Origin of the sequence: Sporolactobacillus terrae (assembly GCF_019930545.1) — a bacterium.
Taxonomy (GTDB): domain Bacteria; phylum Bacillota; class Bacilli; order Bacillales; family Sporolactobacillaceae; genus Sporolactobacillus; species Sporolactobacillus terrae.
Genome location: NZ_CP082837.1, coordinates 3026264 through 3044613 on the forward strand (window position 1 = coordinate 3026264; position 18350 = coordinate 3044613).

Consider the following 18350-nt stretch of genomic DNA (forward strand, 5'->3'; position numbering starts at 1 on the left):
TTTATGCACCGGCAACAGAATGTGATGTTCCTGTTCTCCGATAATTTAACGGAGAATAGTCTCCGTTAAATTCGTAATGAACGACTGAATAATTACGAAAGCGGAGAGAACAAATGAAAAAAAATAAAATTTTCGGCGCTTTATTTTTAAGCATGGCCGCCAGTATTTGGGGCGGTATGTTTGTTGTTGTTAAAGTAGTAGTCGCCTATATTCCACCCATTGAATTGGTCTGGATGCGCTACCTCATCGCTGTTGTTGTATTATTTGCCATCGGCTGCGCGCAGCATGTAGACTGGCGCGTGAAACGAAAGGATTGGCCCTTAATCCTTTTGATTGGCGTGATCGGTAATGCGCTGTCAATCGTAACGCAAGAAGCGGGTACATGGCTATCTTCTGCGCAACTGGGCTCTGTAATTACAGCCGCAACACCAACATTTATGATTCTCTTTGCAAGGTGGCTGCTCAAAGAACGATTAACTTGGGCAAAAATAGCTTCTGTGGCACTGGCAACAATTGGCGTACTTATGATTGTTGGGATCCATGCGCTTGTTGTGGGCAAATTACTTGGTGCAGCTTTTTTAATGATTGCTGCGCTAACTTGGGCGTTCATGTCGGTATTGGTCAAATTGGTTCCTGGTGACTACTCACCCGTACAGGTGACAACCCTTGCAACAGCAACGGCTCTGGTTTGCCTTTCACCGATTGTTTTATTGCAACGTTCCGCGGTGCAGTGGCACTATCTGATGCAACCCAAAATCATCCTTTGTCTGTTATATCTAGGTGTTATTTCAACGGCGGTTGCTTTTGTGATGTGGAACCGTGGGTTACGGTTAATGAATGCCACCGGTTCGGGTTTGTTTTTCGTGTTTCAGCCTTTCGTTGGGACGTTTTTAGGGTGGCTTATTTTAGGCGAAGCAATAGGATTTGGTTTTTGGGCGGGTGTGCTCCTCATTTCAGCCAGTATCTGGATCACTATCCGCTATTCAGATTGATCTTTAGTTTCTAAATCTAGTAATGATGAGGTAAGGACGGATGATTTTTGATCCGTCCTTTTCTATTGATCCATTAATCAATTTTACGTCCATTTGTCATTAAATTGTTATCGAATCATGTCTTGTTGTGTCACATTAAGTTGTGAGGATCATGATGTGAGATTAAGACCAGCGAAACAAAGGTTATACCGATTTTGCAATCGGATCAAGAATACTGATATTTGTACCAAATTTACACATGGCGTCACAGTCGCATTGTAAGTCGGAAAATAAAAGGTATGACATGATGGATTTTAAGGACTGTTCTTTAACGAACGATGGGCGCATTAACTGTGCTTTGATTTCTTTTTCACGTTTGTCGGGTGCAACAAGAAAAAGTTTGCACGGTTGCCCGACAGATAGCGATAGATCATAAAGTCGGAGAATGCCCGAATAAATTGAGGTGCTCTTCTCCACTTCAAATCCGCTGATAATTTCATTATTCTGATTCAGCCAGAGCACATCGATCAGTGAAACAGTATCAAAAACGCTTTTCTTCAAATGGGTGAGCGGCAGCACGGAGAGCGAGTATTCGCCAAGTTTTTTACCGTTAAATTCTCGTCTATGGTCATTTTGGGCAATCCACACGTGATAGCCCAGCGATTGTCCCAATCGTGCTAAATGGTACTGCATTTCACTGTGTGCATTTTCCTCAATTTGATCATCAAGAACTTGATGATGCCTTTTCTTCAAAACCTTTACCCGCTTTTCATTTTCTGCAGCCAGAACCGCGTTGACATTTTCGAGCAGGATGAGCCGGCCCGATCCGATTTCAAACAGTAGACCGGCAAAAGCACCTAAGTCTTTGGACAGGCATACTTGTCGGTTTGTCGCTAGAATGTCCTCTCGCATTTCAAGATAAGCCATCCAGGAACCAAGCTTAATCTTTTTATGGAATAGTGCATTGAATCCGCGAACGATCGCTGTATTAAAAGGTGGAAACAAGGTGGGGTGAAGAAAGTAAATAATGTTGGCAACTGCCGGTCCTAAGCCTTTAATTTTTAATTGATCAAGTTTTACGATTTCGTCAAATACCTGTTTTTCATTCTTGGCATGCAGACAGGCATTAAGAAATCGTCCGAAAGCGAGTTGATTTTCCGGATTTTCATAGATGTCTGGGATTCGGAGCTTCGGTTTCCAGAAAAACGGATGTGCCGCGCCTTCAAAAACTTGTTTTTGTTCCGATATTGCCGTAATGACGGTCTCTAAGCTTGATCCTTTAAAATCGTTGCCGAAGGTTTCATTTTCAATGTCACTGATGACCTTTTTAAGGCCCTTCTTGATTGTGCGGAAGGCCTTAAGCCGATCCTCGTTGTTCATAAACCACGTATGATAGACCGATTCCGAATCGTGTATGTACGCACCGATGAGCTTATCTAGTTCTGGATGTGCCAATGGGCATCCCCCTATTCATGTTTATGCATCTATTATAATCTAAAGAGATCCATGCGGCGTACCGTTTCGTTAGATAGCCATTGATCTTTTATTCGATCACTATTTTGAGTAAAAGGAGGCAGGCTATTATTTATAAGCAAACAGAAACAACACAATGATTGATTAAAATAAGAGAATAAACCAAAGTCGTCTGTACATTGACTTGCTGTATGATGAAGAAAGGTGGTCTCTGTGAAAAAATTACAAGTTTTAGTAGTTGATGACGATTGGAAACTGCGTAATTTGCTGCGCATCTATTTAGTAAAAGAAGGTTTTGGCATGGTTGAGGCAGTAGATGGCAATGAGGCATTGATGAAATTAGAAAATCAATCCTTTGATCTTGTAGTCCTTGATGTGATGATGCCTCAAATGGATGGCTGGCAGGTGTGCCAATGGATACGTGAAAAACGGTCCGTTCCTATTCTGATGCTCACTGCTTTAGGTACAACAAAGGATAAAGTTCAAGGACTTGGACTCGGTGCTGATGATTATTTAACCAAACCGTTTGATCCGGAGGAATTGATTGCTCGTGTTCATGCGCTGATTCGCCGAGCATCAGCCGTCTCATTATCACAAGCAGGGCATCATGTGCTGGACTTTCCTGATTTGACGATCGATAGCGATGGACGTCAAGTGTGCATCTATGACCAGCCGATTGAATTGACGAATAAAGAGTTTGATCTGTTTTCTATGCTTGCAGAAAACAGCGGCAGAGTCTTGTCTCGCGAACAGTTAATTGAGAAAATATGGGGCTATGAATTCGAGGGAGACACGCGCGTTGTTGATCTTCATATAAAAAATATCAGGGAAAAGCTGAAAGATGCTGGATTATCCTATAGCCCAATTCAGACTGCATGGGGAGTCGGTTATAAATTTAATCCTAAGGACAGACAAGCATGACGTTCAATCGAATAGGGCTGAAGCTGGGTACGGCGATTATGGCGCTGATGATCGTGATCCTGATCTGTTTAGGTCTTGCAGTGGACCGATTGTTTACTAACTTCTATGATACGCAAATGCGGGAGGACACTCGGGACATCGCCGATCACTTGATCAAAATGATTGACACAAGGAAGTCGGCTTCGATCTCGATGATCCGGACCTTTGCCGAATTCTCGAATGTGAGCATCTACTGGATGAATGCGGATGGACGCATTTTAGCAGTTGAAGGTAAAAAATATCGATCGGTCCCACTGTTTATTCGAGGATCTGAGAACAGGAGTCTTCTTACTGGTGAAGAGGATGTATTTCGCTATCAGGATCAACAGGGAAACCGCTTTTATGTGGCCGGTAAATCAATCGGATCCGGAAACACACCCCAATCCACTATTTATGTCGTCTCTTCCATGAAAAAAATGGATACATCCCTCGCTCATTTACGCGGCCTGTTGCTCTTATCTGGAATAGGGGCCTTTCTGCTGGCGATTGGTTTGATCTGGATGATGAGCAACATGTTGTCACGTCCGTTGCTTCAAATGCAAAAAATGACGAAAAAAATGGCCGAAGGAAATTTAGGTACACGTCTCACAGTGAAAAGTCGTGATGAAATCGGTGCTCTTGGCCGTGCCATAAATGATTTGGCAGCTCGCTTGCAGCGCTATCGAGATTCTAGACAAGCCTTTTTCTCAACTATTTCGCATGAACTTCGCACGCCGGTCACCTATTTGAAAGGCTACGCTAAAGCGCTGAATGATGGACTGGTCGATTCAGACAACGAACGAAAACAGTATCTCTCAATTATTTATCAAGAATCCATTCGACTAGAACATTTGATTCGCGATTTGTTTGATTTGTCAAAAATGGAGGAGGGTCAAATCAAATTAGATATTGAGCTTTTGGATTTAAAAGAACTTATGGAAACCGCGCTTCAAAAAGTAAAATTGAAAGCGGAAGAGAAAAAGATCAGAGTTCAGGCGGAGCTGACTGATGGGGTACCACTTGTTTCGGGAGATCGTAAACGAACGGAACAGATTTTATTAAATCTGTTGGAAAATGCGATCCGCTATTCAGAGCGCGGAATGGTTGTTGCCAGATTGGCTAGTGATAAACAGAATGTGGTTATCGCTATATCGGACAACGGGATCGGTATACCTAAAGAAGAACTACCCTATATTTTTGAACGCTTTTATCGAGTGGAGAAATCCCGTGCGCGTGAATACGGCGGTACGGGTTTGGGTTTATCCATCGTTAAAAAATACATTGAACTGCAGGGCGGCACGGTTAAAGTGGAAAGTCAGTTAGGCGCAGGGACAACGTTTACACTGTTGTTCCCTCGTGGAAAAGGGCAGGGAAAGGATGAACGTTCTTATGAGAAAAAGTGATTGGTTTTTTTCGCTGATGTTCATCACGTTGGGCCTCACCTGCCTGTTCTTTTCCGCCAATGCATTTGGTCATGAGCGGTTCATTACTTTAGGAAAAACCTTTTTTAGTGTTTGCATGTGGATGATTTGCCCGCTGATGATCGGCGTGGGTGTCTACTTATGGTTACACTATAGAAATAAGGATTAATGTACTTATTTTGCCTTTTTCACAGGATAAGAAAGGACAAGATTTTGCCTCGTCTTCAAGCCAATAGACCCGTGGCTTGACCGAGAATCAGAGCGGAGGTACTCCGGCGCCGGCGGGAGAGCGAGCAATCGGGAGCGTACACAAAAACTAGGATGGTTTAAGTACCAAGCACAGCTTGTTTTTTTTCACAAATGACGTGTTTTCTACATGGTTTCCACACATTTTTTTCCTACAATGATCAATGTAGAACGAGAGGAGGAAGATTCGATGGATTGGTCATGGTTAGCTTTACTTGTGTGTCCACTCATGATGCTGCCGCTGATGCTCATGATGATGAAGGGAAGTCACTCAGAACCACACACGTCATCGGATGAATTCAAGCGTTTAAAAAAACAAAATAGTCTATTGCGGGAAGAACTGCGACAGTTAAAAAGCAAGAATTAATCCTTGAAAAGAATCAGGAGGGATGTTGAGTGTCTTGCTGTGGAGGTCATGATCGTAAAAGTCATCAACAGGATAACCATAACTTGGAAAAGAGAACAATAAATCACCAAGAGTCGCCGAATCACAGTCATCGGTTCATGATGCTGTTTTGCTTGATTATTCCGATTGCAGTCATTACCGGCTTTTTCTTTTCGGGTGGTTTTTCTTCGGGAGCTGGAGCTGTTTTTATATTGTTGGCAGCGCTCATTTGTCCGCTCATGCATCTGTTCATGATGCTAAATAGGATGAAAAAAGGGCAGAAGCAGCACCACGCATAATCTTGATGAAGTGCTGAGGGGCCAAACTTCACGGAATCTACACATTGACCAGATATTCTTAGTGTAAAAGATTCTGAGGAGGCGAATCATGAGAGGAAAAAAAGTATGGCTCGGTGCGGTTTCGCTGATTTTGATGTTTACGCTAGCTGCATGTTCTGCCAATAATGGGTGGGCTGGCTCGCAGGAAAGCACCGGATCTAATCGTATGGATGGGCATTCGGATTCAAGCATGGCTATGGGGATGCATTCTGGATCAAGTAACCTTCCTAAAGGGTTAAAATCGGCAAAGCATCCGACTTTTAGAGTAGGTAGCAAGGCAATCATTGACGCAAGCCATATGGCGGGGATGGATGGTGCGGAAGCGACAATAGTTGGTGCCTATGCTACCGTTGTTTATTCCGTGTCGTATACCCCGACAACAGGCGGAAAACGAGTGATGAATCATAAGTGGGTCATCCAGGAAGAAATAAAGAATGCCGGAGATCAGCCGCTTGAACCGGGAGATACAGTAACGCTGCTGGCAGACCATATGAAAGGAATGAAGCGTGCAAAAGTCGTAGTTGACACAGCTAAGAAAGCAACGGTTTACATGGTTGATTACACATCAACAAATGGTGGAGGGAAAGTAACCAATCATAAGTGGGTCACCGAGGATGAACTCTCTTCTCATTAATGATTAATAAAATTTTTTTGGTGTGCACGTTTCATAAAGCAGTCCTTTAAGTCGCTTTCGACAAATAGGCTGCTTTTGTTTTGTAATGAATTTGTTATCGAATCATGTCTTGTTGTGTCACATTAAGTTGTTAAGATGACAACAAAAGATCCTGCTGAGGGTATTCGCCTGAAGCGATATAAATAGAGAATACGACTAGAGGGGAAAGGGATCATGAATCGGAACTACATACATACCGCAGTAGCACTGGTGCTGGTGCTTTCCTTAATCATGGGCTACAGCGTTCATGATGTCCATGCATCAGATCAGCAGATTTCAGAGAATCAGCAACAACAAGATGGACTCATCAATCAACTGAAACAGACCGACCGTCACGTGAAAAAGATCAAAGCAGATGTAACTGAAAAACAGGAAAATCTCGCAGAAAGTCGTGAAAAATCAAAGTGGATGAAAGTAGAAATTGAGCGGCTGAACGCGCAGATCGACAGCAGAGACAAATTGTTAAAGAAACGGTTTCGCGCCATGTATTTAAATGGCGGGAACATGAACTATATCGACGTGCTTCTCGGATCAGAAAGCTTTGGCGATTTCATTGATCGGATGTTCGCCTTAAAGACAATCTCGGATAACGATCAAAAATTACTAACCGCGCAAAAGCAAGATCAGGCGAATCGTGCCGCGCAACAAGAAGAACTCGCTAAGGAACAGAAACAACTCGAGAATGGTTTAACTGAATTAAATGATTTGAAAGAGGAGCTTCTTAAAAAGGAAGCGGATCAGCGCAATCAATTGACGTTATTGAAAAAAGAAGCATCGAAAATTAAAGAAAAAGAAATGGAAAAAGATGAAGAAAAAGATGTTTCAGAAGCGCAAACGCATGCCTTAGCTAGTGAAAACGTCTCTGACAGTGATGCAGCATTTATCAAACCGGCGCAAGGCTATATTTCTTCTGGATTCGGCAAACGTTCCTTTGATAACAGTTTCCATCCGGGCATTGACATCGCAAACAGTGAAGGAACGCCGGTACAAGCAGCTGCCGACGGCGTTGTGTTCAGAGCCTATCATTCGTCCAGCTATGGAAATGCGGTCATGATTTCGCATAAATTCAAAGGAAAATTGTTTACAACGGTTTATGCTCACTTAAGCAGTTACGAAGTTGCAACAGGCGAACGCGTTGCGAAAGGTCAAGTCATTGGCAAAATGGGCAATACCGGAGAATCGTTCGGCTCACATCTGCACTTCGAACTGTATGAAGGCCAATGGAATCCACCGCCACATAATGGTGCCATTGATCCGATGAAGTTTATACAGTAAAAGGATTTGGAAGAAACGAGAGGGATCTTTTCATTCCTCTCGTTTTTCGTTACTCAAATTCAAAGTAAAGAGACGCAGGATCATTGATCTAACAACGTATGGGTTTGAGGATCTTTCCTGAAGGGTATAATTTAGTTTTTAGGAGGGGAACAACATGAACGTTTTCGCAGATTATTTAGCGCGTATTGATAATCTTCAGCATCGAGATCGGACGGAAGAAATTTTGATCTGGGTGACTAAAAAATTCCCACAATTCGTGTCGGCCATTAAATGGAATCAGCCGATGTTCACCGATCACGGCACCTATATTATCGGATTTAGTGTAGCCAAAAACCATCTGGCTTTTGCGCCTGAACAGGTAGGGATTATTCATTTTTCTAATGAAATTGTGCAGGTCGGCTATGATTACACCAAGCAGTTGGTACGTATTCCGTGGGATTGTCCGGTGGATTTCTCGTTACTTGAAAAAATGATCGCGTTCAATATTTCAGATAAAGCGGATTGTTCAACTTTTTGGCGGAAATAAAAAATCGGATGATTAAGAATTAACACCACGAGTATCAATTTGATCAAACAATTTTCTGAAACAACATACCTTGATGAAATTGTATCAATTCAAGCATGAAATCTATGGGTACTTAATGGAATAGCTGAACGAGTATATAATTTTTCTTTCATCGCTTCTCATTTCAATGGCGGGATTCGTCTTAATGCTATTGCGAAAACGTCTTTATGTGCATTTATCAGAACGAATAATTTAAGTTATAATAGGAGTGTGCTCGGGTAAAAGAAAACAAGGAGTGATAGAGAATGAAATGGGAAGAAGTTCGTAAATTATACCCAAATCAATATGTAAAACTCAATATCCTTGACTTTTACTTAGAAAACGATAAAAAGATTGTAACGGATGTTGCATTAATTAATCTTATTGAAGATTCTCAATTAGCTACAAGAGAGTTACTTAAATCAAAAGGTGATACCATTGTTTATCATACAGGGTCCGAAAAAATCGTTATTGAAGTGAGAATCCCTACTGGTTTAAGAGGTATGAGATTATGAAGTTAGAATTAGTGAATCATTTGCTTGCAGTCAAAATGACGATTTCTTATAAAGGAAAATCGAAAAAAATAGATAAGCTTGTTGTTGATACTGGAGCAGCTCATACTCTTATCTCATCCGACATTGTTAATGAAATAGGAATTTACTTTGAAAATGGAGATTCTCTAGTAAGTGCATACGGAATTGGCGGCGAAGAATATTCGTTCCGAAAACCAGTTGATATTATTAAACTAGGTACACACAAAATACCAGAAATAAAGCTAGATTTTGGAAATTTAGATGATTGGGGTATCAATGGTCTCATAGGACTTGATATCTTAATGAATGGGAAATGTATCATTGATTTAGAAAGATTAGAATTAGATTGTTAATATAAGTCTGGAGATAGGTGGAAACGTTCTTAAAATCACATCCATCAACATCACGTACTGTTATCAGTTGCTGCGTTCATAGAGTCCTCTTCTCATTCATTCGAGTCCTCAATAAAATTATTCATCTGTCTCACCATCTTTCAGTAATTCACTCAAGGTATACTTAATTAATGTAATCGAAACAGAATCCCCATACAATGAATGATAGTTCAACGGAAGAATGCCGTTAATGTCGTAGTTAAATGTTATTTGGCTGTTGCGCCTGAACAGGTAGGGATTATTCATTTTTCTGATGAAATTGTGCAAGCCGGCTATGATCACACCAAGCAGTTAGTATGTATCTCGTGGGACCAGCCGGTTAATTTCTCATTGCTGGACAAAATGATCGAATTCAATATTTCGGATAAGGCGGACTGTTGTAACCGTCAAGTAGTTTTGAACACTTTTCTCTTTGAAAATTCTAGCCTATTTCCGTAGGGTCAATGATTACGAAACAAATTTCTATCCAAGGACATGCCATGTACACCCGATAATAACCGTCTCCTTTTCATCGGGTATCGGTTCACGATCGTTATTATAATGAATGCATGAAGGAGGAACTAGCGGTGCTGAAAAGTATGAACGAGGCGTTAGATTACATTGAATCACAATTAAATGGCGAGATCGAGGACAACAAATTGGAGAGAATAACAGGAACTTCTGTTTATCATTTTCGAAGAATGTTTTCATTTCTTTCAGGGATGACCTTAGGTGAATATATCCGTAATCGAAAATTATCTAACGCCACGTTTGACCTGCTGCATGAAGGAATGAGTGTCACAGATACAGCATTCAAATATGGTTATGCATCTGTTGATGGATTTTCGCGTGCCTTTCGGGACTGGTCGGGCATTAGTCCTTCAGAGGTTAAAAAGAAAAACATGCTTAAAGCATTTCCAAAGCTCTCCTTTCAGTTAACCATACGAGGAGGAATAAATATGGATTATCGAATCGAGAATAAGGATCCATTTAAGATTGTTGGGGTGAAGAAGAGAGTTCCCATTCAATTTGAAGGCGAAAATCCGGAAATTATAAAGTTAGCTAAAAGTATTACACCGGAACAAAGAAAACAGCTGCACAGCTACGCAAATATGGAACCAAATCAGGTTGTGAATGCCTCCTATAATTTAGATGATGGATGCATGGAGGAAAAAGGCAGTCTTGATCATATGATTGGCTGCTTAACGACAAAAGAGTCAAGTTTTGATGAGTTTGACGTAGTTGAAGTCCCATCTCTAACTTGGGCGATATTTTCATCTAAAGGTGAATTTCCCAAGGCCATGCAAGAAACCTGGGCGAAAATAGCTTCAGAGTGGCTTCCCTCTTCAGATTATGAATTAGTTGATGCTCCAAACATTTCATTTTCAGGGGATCTGTCTGACAGAAATAATGTTTATAGTGAAATTTGGTTCGCGGTGAAGAAGAAAGGGAAAATTTAAGCTGTTCATCCCTGCCACTGACTCATCTCGGTATTAAAAAACGAGAGAACGGATTCCTTTTCCCTCGTCTTTAATAGATAATTTTTTAAAGTTAGGAATGTGTGGATTCTCCACCATCTACATGAAGCACTTGCCCAGTAACATGCCGGGAATCATCGGATGCTAAATAAACAAAGGTAGGGGCGACTTCGAAGGGTTGAGCCATGCGATTAAATAAATTCGATCCGTGCAAGGCATTTTCATCGGAAGAAAAGCTCGCCGGAATAAGTGGCGTCCAAACACGACCAGGTGCGATCGCGTTGACACGAATCTGACGTTTGGCAAGGTTTTTTGCTAAAGAACGGGTCCAGCCAACAATGGCAGCCTTTGTAGCTGAATAATCAATTAACAACGGTTCACCTGCGTAGGCGACAACTGAGGCAGTTCCAATAATTGAACTGCCTCCTTTTAAATAGGGGAGCGCAGCTCTTGTCGTATAAAAATGAGAATAAATATTCAGTTTAAAGGTTTCATCAAATTGTTCGTCCGTAATAGCCATAAGATCATTTTGCTGAAACTGAATCCCGACATGATTACATAATACATCGAGCCTGCCAAAGGTTTTCATTGTTTCATGTACAATGTGCTCACATTGTTCTTTTTTTCGAAGATCGCCTGGTAGTAGAAGACATCTTTGGCCAAACGCCTCAATTCTTCTTTTTGTTCGATTGGCGTCTTCGTGCTCATCTAAATAAGCAATCGCAACATTTGCCTTTTCCTTTGCAAAAGCAATCGCTGCTGCTGCCCCCATTCCACTGTCACCACCAGTAATAAGAGCCACTTTGTTTTTTAATTTTCCACTCCCTTTATAATGCGGGTTTTCAATAATGGGTTTTGGAACCATTAAATGCTCAAGCCCAGGTTGCCTCAATTGTCTTTGCTCGGGTTGAGTCAAGGGGACCTCTTCATAGCGAGTAATTTTTCCATACGCCGGATAAAGTGGATACGGATCTTGCTTTTTATTGTCTTCAAACCATTTTTGATAAGCACGAATTTGCTCAAGTTCTTCCTTAGATAATGATTGATGATGCTGTGGGTTATGCTCATTTTGATTATTCATAACGAATGCCTCCTCCATTTCATAGGCTATGATTAGCCATCTTCTGATGTGAAGAAAAGCTGGCTGCCTGTTCACAAACGAAGGAGGTGACAACAAGATGCGCATTGAATTTATGCCTCAGGTCACACGGTTATTGGAAAATGTGAACGCTGAATTAAAGATGGATTATTTACAGTATAGCTGGCCCACCCCAACTATTGTTGTTAGACCCCCTTACTACAGCCATCCTGTCTATAAGCCCTATTATCCAAACCTATAATGCGATCGATCAGTGGGAACTTTCTGCCCCGTTAGGTGGGGGAAGATACAGTGAATTTTCGAAAAACCCGTTTAATCATCATTAATCCAAAACTGGGCTGAATCCATAGGGATTTAGTCTTTTTTAACAGGTAAAGAAAGTACATGATTTTGTCCTGTTTTCAAGCCAATAGACCAGTGTCTTGGCCAAGAATCAAAGCGGAGGGGCGAGACGCCTGCGGGAACAGCGTGAAGCCGCTGAAAAACTGTCGATTTTTTGATCTGAGAATTCTGGTTGGCGCAAAAAAGGACCACTTTTCGTCTGCGTTTTGACGAAAAGTGGTCCTTTTTCCCTTTTTTTTTATCTTTTTTCGTTGAGGATCTTCAGAATCCGCTTGAGATTGACTGCGAAGATCGTGGTCGCTCCTTGAATCTCCATTCCAAACAGACCCGCAGATGATGCTGTATCATACCCGTGTCTGTTTTTTAACTCACTGTTCTTCGCTTCTATTTTATAACGCGTTTTTGCCAGTGATTTAAATTGTTCCGTATTTTGAAATGCTTTCTGTTCTTTATGTTCTGTGGATTTAATCGTAACGTAATAAGACTTCGTTTTTGATCCTTCCTGATAACACCCCTCACGCATGGAACATACTTGGCATTTCGTTACATCGAACATATATCTTACACGCGGATTGACCTTTTTCGTTCCTTGTCTTCCATCGTATTTCTTTTTAAAAGCCATATGCCCTGCCGGGCAGACAAACATACCCGCATCTTTATTAAACTCAAATGCTTTTTTGCGCGTGCCTTGTGATACCACAGGGTGTAATTTTGAAACCAAAGCTATATGATTTGTTTTTGTATAGGTAATATTATCTTTTTCTGAGTAAGCCGTATCGCCAATGACCGTATCAATGGTCATCCCTGACTCCTTACTTTTTTCGATTAAAGGCTCCAGATAGTTTCCATCGCTCTTTTCGCCTGTCGTAATGACGGCCGCTGTAATAATACGTTCATCGCTCATCGCCAGATGTGTTTTATAACCTTGAATTTACACTTTAAGTGCAACACTTAGAAAATTAAAAGGACCCATCGCTGAGTCTTCCTGTACAATAGAATTGCGACAAACTATTGAAGACAGGGGACATAAACGATGAGCCACTATCACCATCTTAATTCATATGAACGAGAAATCATACTTAAAAATGTTGTTTTGGGTCGCCCCATTCGTTCGATTGCCACCCAATTAGGAAGACCTCCATCCACAATCAGTCGTGAATTGAAACGAAATCAACAGGGTGATGGTACTTACTCGTCCGTACAGGCCGAGGAAAAGTACCATGCACGACGCGAAGGATGTTGCCGCCAACCTCTACTGGCTAATCCGGAACTTCACGACTTGATTCAGCGGCTTATTCTTGATCACCAGTGGTCTCCCGAACAGATCGATCAGCGGCTTAAACAGGATCATTCTCCTTGGAAGATCAGTTATACGACCATCTATCGTGGGATTGAAGCGCATCTCCTGGATGAGCCTAATCATCAACCTGGGCAACGTGGGATTGCTCGTCGCCTGCGACACCGAGGAAAATCACGCCACGGCAAAGGTTATGAAGAACGTCGTGGCAAAATCAACTACAGTCATTCCATTGATGAACGACCGCCTGAGGCTAATGAACGTCGCGTCATTGGCCACTGGGAAGCAGATACGGTCGTTGGAAAAATTGGATCCGAATGTCTGGTAACCCTTGTTGATCGAAAGACACGCTTACTCATTGCCGCAAAGGCCGCGAAGAAAACCGCTAAATGCGTGAAAGAGAAATTAATTGAACTGTTCTCCCCATTGCCTCGACATCAGCGGCTGACCGTAACTCCCGATCGTGGCAAAGAATTTGCTTGGTATGACCAAGTCGCTAAGGCATGCGGCATGACTTTTTATTTTCCCAATCCACACGCGCCTTGGCAGCGAGGAAGTAACGAAAACACTAATGGACTACTAAGAGAATATTTCCCTAAAGGACATGACTTTCGCCAGGACAGCGATGCGTCCATCGCACATGCTGTGAACGAATTAAATCACCGACCTCGCAAATGTTTGGGCTGGAAGACTCCTTTTGAGGTCTTTTATAATCAGGCGTTGCACTTAGTTTGACAATTCAAGACCAAAAAAAGAAGAATCTTTTGTTTTATGTCCGATCCGAGCATCGGGATCATTCGAAGGGTTCATATGTTCCTTAAAATCTTCGACACTCTCTTTGAGGACATTTAACTTTTCTTTAACCGCAGGCAGCGCGGTGATTTGCGGTTCGGTTTCAAGGGTGGAAATGAGTTGATGACAGTAATCTAATTCCTCGTTGATTTCGTTAGATGTATTCTTTTCTGGAAATTTTGGTTTCATGGATGCATCCAATTGATAGACGGCTTTGCGAACATTTTTAGATTTCTCTCGTAGAAATTCGATCGGTGATTTTTGGTTATAACGCGCTTTTGTATGGGTGGCATCAACAATAAGCGTTTTACTTTTAATAATTCCTTTTTCAAGCGCAATCTCAACGGTTTTCCCAATAAGCAGATCTAACAATTTAACGTCCTGAAGACGTTGCCTACGAAAATGCGTTAACGAACTTGAATCAATGACGTCCTCCTCAGGGGCCATGTTGAGGAAATATTTAAACGACAGGTCATATTTAGAACGCTCGACTAAATCGTTATCTGATAAATCATGAATCGTCTTTAATAATAAATATTTGAACATTCGAATTGGAGAGATCGCTTTACGCCCATTATCAAGACAATATTTTGTTTTCAATTCATCATAAATGAATGAAAAGTCCACGAGTTCATTGATTTGACGAAGCATATTATCTTTTGGGACAACAAGATCGTAGAGTGCTGCATAAGGGCTAAGGTTGAGTGTTTCTTGATTTGAGAGCATTGAGTTACCACCTATATACGTTGATAGCTCCATTATAAAGGAAAAGGGCCGTTGAATGTTTGATGAATCAAACATTCAACGGCCCAATGAATAGGTTGGACTTTTTCAGTGGCCTCAACAGCGTGCCAGCGAGACCCCGCAGATTCCTGGCCTGTCTGAGGAGGCTCGCGGTGCGCCCGCGGCAAGCGAGTAATCGAAGCGATGATTCAGCACCGAAAAGACACGAATCCATCACACATGGCTGGAGGTTAAGGACCGGGTGCTTTTTGCCCGGTTTTTCTTACAGGAAAAGAAAGTATATGATTTTGGGGGTATCGCAGTGAATATGACTGTGATACCTTTTATTTATGAAACCTAATATTCTTAAACGTATCTTCTTCGATCATCATAGACATTGGGAAGCTTTTAGGAAAAAGTATCAGGGACAGATACGCCCAATTGTCATCAAAGAAGTGGAGAAATTTAAGGATTGTGGAAACCTTAAAAAGGGATTTAAATTGCTGGTTTGTGAAGGTTGTCATGATGTTCGAAAAGTACCTTTTCGATGCAAAGGACGTTTTTGTACCACGTGTTCTATTGGAGAGAGCGAAGAATGGAGCAGACTGCTTGCGGAAGATGTGCTACAAGTCAATCATAGACATGTCATTTTCACTATTGATGAAGGTTTACGTGATGTTTTCCTTTTACACCGGCACTTACTAAAGCCTTTAATGGACGAGGCCGCAAGGCTTATCAAAAACTTTTTTCAGAAGAAAGCGAAAGTGACTCCCGGCATTATTGCTGGTCTCCATACATTTGGATCTCAGCTCAATTTTAATCCGCATGTTCACATGCTTGTGAGTATGGGTGGAATCACTCGCAAAGGAGAATGGAAGTCCTATGACTTCATTCCGTTTAAGATGCTTCGGAAACAGTGGCAGACGGTGGTGCTAAAACTTATTCGTAAACATTTGACTGCGAAAGAGAAGGAGAACGTTCAGCCTCTATTACAGAAAGCTTATTTACAAAATGGAGAAGGTTTCTATGTTCATGCCCCAAGACAACGAGGCCATGTGAAAGAACAACTCCGTTATATTGGTCGCTATATCCGCCGTCCAGCAATTGGACTGAATCGCATCGAAGACTACGATGGTCACAACGTGACCTTTACGTACAAGGACAAAAGAGACAATCAGGAAAAGCGTTTGACGCTTACAGTTGAAGCCTTTATTGCACGTTTGATCCGTCATATCCCTGACGAGCAGTTTAAAACGATCCGGCATTATGGCATGTATTCTAGAAAAAATAAAAAATTAAGCAAAAAGTTATTAATGGCATGGCAAAAAGTAACAAAGCGCTGGGTCATCAAGGTAAATAAAGTTCTGCGCAGACGTACATGGAGAGAACGGACGATCGCAACTGGCAATAAAGATCCTCATATTTGTCCTAAATGCGGTAACTATTATGAATACAAGGGAGAAGTCTGCCTTGAAGAAGGCAGGTTAGTCATCAAAGTAGCCCTAGGAAGAACGGCAAGAGAGTATCTAGAGGAGGAGATTCGTTATCTCAACCAAAAAACGACGCAAATCGGTCAAAAAGAAAATCGTGCAAAAAACAAACAAAAAAACCGTACGGTTTTTTTGCCTATCGTGTCATGAGAAAGAAGAAATCCCTACACAAATTGTACGAGAAATGGATCTTATGGATGGTGGAGATTCGATCATTCCCCCTCGGTTTTCATGTGAACAATGTGGAGGAGAAATGTATCCTGAATACTACAAAGGGGTTCACGGCCAGGAATACAGAATTAAAGATTATCTCTAAACAAAAAAGGACCGGGCGTATTTTGCCCGGTTTTTCTTATTTTCTAATCAATATGGGAAACTGGGGCACGATTATTTTAATCAAACGTTTGATTATACGCTGCAAATAATAGGGAATAGGCTACTCTTTTTCCGCCCTTATGTTGACATAGGTGATCACCCAATTGAGAATGAGTCCGAACCCGATGCAAACAACTGCAGTGATGCGTCCATTGCGGCTAGCCAACCAGTCTTCCGTTAGCGGCAGTCTGGAAAGGATTCCAATCAGACCCATAATATAGACTGGAGGCAGAAATGACCACCAGATTTTTCTGTCTTCCTTGTTGCGACGTAGGGCCGCGATCGTTAGCCCGACGAGCAAAATCGTGATCATCAGAATGCCGACCGGGCTCGCTAAATAGAGCGTAAGCAGGGGAGGCGTCAGGACATGTATCAAGACAAATAAGCCGATAATGAGCATGCAAGCCAACCAGAGAACTAGGAACGACAGTACTTTGCTCTTAACTATTTTTGCATAAATACTTCTGTGCAGGACATGAAAAACAATCCCAACAACGATGAAACTCAACAAGCCATTCAGCATGAGCACAAGAAAATTGATGCCTTTTCCGGGAAGAGTCAAGGCGTTCAGAAGCTCAAAAAATGAGCTGATACCGAAAATTATTCCGGTCAGTTTCATAATTTCTTTCCAGCTGGCCTTGCCAAGATTATGGATCAACGCATCGGCGGCTTTCTGAGGACTTTTTCCAAAAAATGCTTCGGCCGATTGTCCGTCATGTTGCGCAGAAAGGATATCCTGCAAAATCTGCATTAAGAGACTTTCAACTTCGTGATCATCATAAAATAATCCGGCAGTACGGATATACGTAAGCAAATCCTCATAATACGTTTTGTTCTCTCCCATCAGTTCTTCACGCAACTGATTATTCAGCTTCACCATGGCTTCAACGGTAGGCGTATGCTTACTCATGGTCGTCTGCCTCCTTTTATACGAATTAGATGATTGACATTGGATACAAGCTGTTCCCATTGGTTCATAAATTCCCGGCAATGATTCATTCCTTCAGAAGTGATCTGATAATACTTTCGATCCGGACCATCCGGCGAAGGCTTCATTCTGCTTAAAAGATAATCCTTCTTTTCCAACTTCTGTAATAGTGGATAAACGGTTCCGGCTGTAATTTCTGTAAAGCCGTAGTTTCTTAATGTCTGAACCAGTTCATAACCGTATACTTCATCCTCTGAGACAATGAGAAGGACGCACCCTTCAAGAACACCTTTTAACAATTGCGTTTGTTTCACAGGATCACACCTGACTTCACCTATAATGTAATACCTACTAGTGTTGTTTTTATTGTAGAGGAAACCGGCTATTTTGTAAAGCATAATAGATGATCCATTAGCTATAACCTGAATGTGAAATCGGCAGTGGATGACATTGTGAGCAAACCATAGGCTGTTGTCGTTAATTGTTGCTGTGGAATATTTGTGTTCAATTGACCCTGGGAAACCAAAACGAGAATCGTTTCATAAAGCATCGTAACGAATTACGCCAGGCATTTACTAAGTTTTAGATCAAATCAAGAAGAACTACTAAAAGCAAAAATCAATACCCATGTTAATTACTGCAAAAATGCGTATAATG

At 41.6% G+C, this 18350-nt stretch carries 18 protein-coding genes and 3 pseudogenes; 15 read left to right on the forward strand and 6 right to left on the reverse strand.

Annotated features, from left to right (window positions below):
* The first annotated feature begins 113 nt into the window (after positions 1–113).
* Positions 114–992 (forward strand): DMT family transporter, encoded by an 879-nt coding sequence (locus K7399_RS14570; RefSeq protein ID WP_128165959.1) that lies wholly within the window; start codon positions 114–116, stop codon positions 990–992.
* A gap of 183 nt (positions 993–1175) precedes the next feature.
* Here the strand turns inward: K7399_RS14570 and K7399_RS14575 are convergent, their stop codons facing one another.
* Positions 1176–2426, reverse strand: a complete 1251-nt coding sequence (locus tag K7399_RS14575; protein ID WP_223362363.1) for a hypothetical protein — start codon at positions 2424–2426, stop codon at positions 1176–1178.
* A 231-nt stretch (positions 2427–2657) separates the two neighbouring features.
* Between K7399_RS14575 and K7399_RS14580 the strand changes: the two genes are divergently transcribed.
* The 12 genes and pseudogenes from K7399_RS14580 (at position 2658) to K7399_RS14635 (ending at position 10629) form a co-directional block, all read left to right on the forward strand.
* Positions 2658–3365 (forward strand): response regulator transcription factor, encoded by a 708-nt coding sequence (locus K7399_RS14580; protein ID WP_028983201.1) that lies wholly within the window; start codon positions 2658–2660, stop codon positions 3363–3365.
* Positions 3362–4786 (forward strand): sensor histidine kinase, encoded by a 1425-nt coding sequence (locus K7399_RS14585; RefSeq protein ID WP_028983202.1) that lies wholly within the window; start codon positions 3362–3364, stop codon positions 4784–4786. The genes K7399_RS14580 and K7399_RS14585 overlap by 4 nt, the downstream gene beginning before the upstream one ends.
* The gene (locus K7399_RS14590; RefSeq protein ID WP_028983203.1) at positions 4773–4973 is read left to right on the forward strand and encodes a hypothetical protein; all 201 of its coding nucleotides are present in this window, start codon (positions 4773–4775) and stop codon (positions 4971–4973) included. Before K7399_RS14585 ends, K7399_RS14590 begins: the two co-directional genes overlap by 14 nt.
* A 267-nt stretch (positions 4974–5240) precedes the next feature.
* Positions 5241–5417 carry a hypothetical protein gene (locus K7399_RS14595; RefSeq protein WP_164875451.1) on the forward strand — a complete coding sequence of 59 codons (177 nt, stop codon included), beginning with the start codon at positions 5241–5243 and terminating at the stop codon, positions 5415–5417.
* Between the two features lie 83 nt (positions 5418–5500).
* The gene (locus tag K7399_RS14600; protein WP_223362364.1) at positions 5501–5734 is read left to right on the forward strand and encodes a DUF2933 domain-containing protein; all 234 of its coding nucleotides are present in this window, start codon (positions 5501–5503) and stop codon (positions 5732–5734) included.
* An 88-nt stretch (positions 5735–5822) separates the two neighbouring features.
* A complete protein-coding gene (locus K7399_RS14605; RefSeq protein ID WP_128165962.1) occupies positions 5823–6407 on the forward strand; it encodes a YdhK family protein in 585 nt (194 codons plus the stop codon).
* A 213-nt stretch (positions 6408–6620) separates the two neighbouring features.
* Positions 6621–7721, forward strand: coding sequence for a murein hydrolase activator EnvC family protein (locus K7399_RS14610; RefSeq protein ID WP_051575172.1), 1101 nt, complete (start codon positions 6621–6623; stop codon positions 7719–7721).
* A 154-nt stretch (positions 7722–7875) separates the two neighbouring features.
* The gene (locus tag K7399_RS14615; RefSeq protein ID WP_128165963.1) at positions 7876–8247 is read left to right on the forward strand and encodes an iron chaperone; all 372 of its coding nucleotides are present in this window, start codon (positions 7876–7878) and stop codon (positions 8245–8247) included.
* 284 nt (positions 8248–8531) lie between these two features.
* Entirely contained in the window at positions 8532–8780 is a 249-nt protein-coding gene (locus K7399_RS14620; protein WP_028976903.1) for a hypothetical protein, read from the forward strand.
* On the forward strand, positions 8777–9151 hold the full coding sequence (locus K7399_RS14625; protein WP_128165964.1) for a retropepsin-like aspartic protease: 375 nt from the start codon (positions 8777–8779) through the stop codon (positions 9149–9151). Before K7399_RS14620 ends, K7399_RS14625 begins: the two co-directional genes overlap by 4 nt.
* 234 nt (positions 9152–9385) lie before the next feature.
* Positions 9386–9628: pseudogene (locus K7399_RS14630) on the forward strand (hypothetical protein); the annotation flags it as partial.
* Positions 9629–9756: 128 nt separating this feature from the next.
* A complete protein-coding gene (locus K7399_RS14635) occupies positions 9757–10629 on the forward strand; it encodes an AraC family transcriptional regulator (protein ID WP_128165966.1) in 873 nt (290 codons plus the stop codon).
* 91 nt (positions 10630–10720) lie between these two features.
* Here the strand turns inward: K7399_RS14635 and K7399_RS14640 are convergent, their stop codons facing one another.
* Complete coding sequence (locus K7399_RS14640; RefSeq protein ID WP_128165967.1) at positions 10721–11728, reverse strand: SDR family oxidoreductase; 1008 nt, start codon at positions 11726–11728, stop codon at positions 10721–10723.
* A gap of 598 nt (positions 11729–12326) precedes the next feature.
* A pseudogene (locus K7399_RS14645) lies at positions 12327–13013 on the reverse strand (transposase); the annotation flags it as partial.
* Positions 13014–13121: 108 nt separating this feature from the next.
* Here K7399_RS14645 and K7399_RS14650 point away from each other — a divergent pair.
* Positions 13122–14120 (forward strand): IS30 family transposase, encoded by a 999-nt coding sequence (locus K7399_RS14650; protein ID WP_128165968.1) that lies wholly within the window; start codon positions 13122–13124, stop codon positions 14118–14120.
* 9 nt (positions 14121–14129) lie between these two features.
* Here the strand turns inward: K7399_RS14650 and K7399_RS14655 are convergent.
* Positions 14130–14903 (reverse strand): annotated as a pseudogene (locus K7399_RS14655) (transposase); the annotation flags it as partial.
* 347 nt (positions 14904–15250) lie between these two features.
* Between K7399_RS14655 and K7399_RS14660 the strand changes: the two are divergent.
* Positions 15251–16540, forward strand: coding sequence for an IS91 family transposase (locus tag K7399_RS14660; RefSeq protein WP_081791805.1), 1290 nt, complete (start codon positions 15251–15253; stop codon positions 16538–16540).
* 286 nt (positions 16541–16826) lie between these two features.
* On the opposite strand, the gene K7399_RS14665 is transcribed toward K7399_RS14660, so the two are convergent.
* Together K7399_RS14665 and K7399_RS14670 are read right to left on the reverse strand one after the other, a co-directional pair.
* Positions 16827–17675, reverse strand: a complete 849-nt coding sequence (locus K7399_RS14665; protein ID WP_028976906.1) for a DUF1129 domain-containing protein — start codon at positions 17673–17675, stop codon at positions 16827–16829.
* Positions 17672–18007: a PadR family transcriptional regulator gene (locus K7399_RS14670; RefSeq protein ID WP_028976907.1), complete on the reverse strand. Its 336-nt coding sequence runs from the start codon at positions 18005–18007 to the stop codon at positions 17672–17674. The genes K7399_RS14665 and K7399_RS14670 overlap by 4 nt, the downstream gene beginning before the upstream one ends.
* Positions 18008–18350 lie beyond the last annotated feature (343 nt).